Origin of the sequence: Paenibacillus albidus, assembly GCF_014644435.1 — a bacterium.
Classification (GTDB): domain Bacteria; phylum Bacillota; class Bacilli; order Paenibacillales; family Paenibacillaceae; genus Paenibacillus_AQ; species Paenibacillus_AQ albidus.
This window is the reverse complement of sequence record NZ_BMKR01000112.1, coordinates 1-751: the sequence shown is the minus strand read 5'-3', so window position 1 is coordinate 751 and position 751 is coordinate 1. Positions and strand designations below refer to the sequence as shown.

Genomic DNA, 751 nt, shown 5'->3' with positions numbered 1-751 from the left:
TTTCATTTTCTTGAGTTTTTTCACGTCTACATTGTAGTGGTGCAGGGCCCTAACATCTGGATTGGTCATGACCATACACATCGTCATAAGATAGAGAAAACGCCTTAGACGCGGGCGGCCGCGCTTGCTAAGCACCATTTTACCGCGCCATTTCCCAGAGCTGGCTTCTGCCAAATTTAGACCTGCATGACGAAGTAAGGCATTTCCGTGTGCGTAACCACTGAGATCACCAGCTTCTCCCAACACACCGGCTAGACTGGTTACATTAATACCTTGAATGGTAAGTAACTTTTGGGCATAGGGAATACGCTCCAACACGAGTTGTACTTCGTATTCAATCTGCTCAAGCTGGCGCTGTGCCAAGTCATATTCTTCGAGCAGTTGACCCAAGTGCAACTTGTAGGCTTGTAGCGCCTTTGTAGCACCAACGCTGTGTTTAGCTAGTGTAATAAGTTGCTCGGCCCGTCGCAAACCCGCATGACGTTTTACGTGTTTCTTCCAGCCGGCAATGACTTGCTCTGTCGTTAGTAGGCTAATCTCTTGCGGCAGAGGAAACAGCCTTAAGGTGGCAATGCTACTCGTGCAGGTGAGAATTTTAAAGACATGCCGAAGTTCTGGGAACACAATATCTACCCAGCGATGAATCTGGTTAACGGCACTGTTGAGGCGCTTGGTAACCGTGTCCCGATTAGCCATGAGAATCCGCAGCTCCTCGTAGGCTTCCGGGTTGAATCGTACGGGGGAATAGTAG

The 751-nt window shown here is 49.0% G+C and carries 1 protein-coding gene; it reads right to left on the bottom strand.

The features are described from left to right. A partial coding sequence (locus tag IEY53_RS34820) for a transposase (protein WP_189032940.1) occupies positions 1-751 on the bottom strand: 751 nt, incomplete at both ends.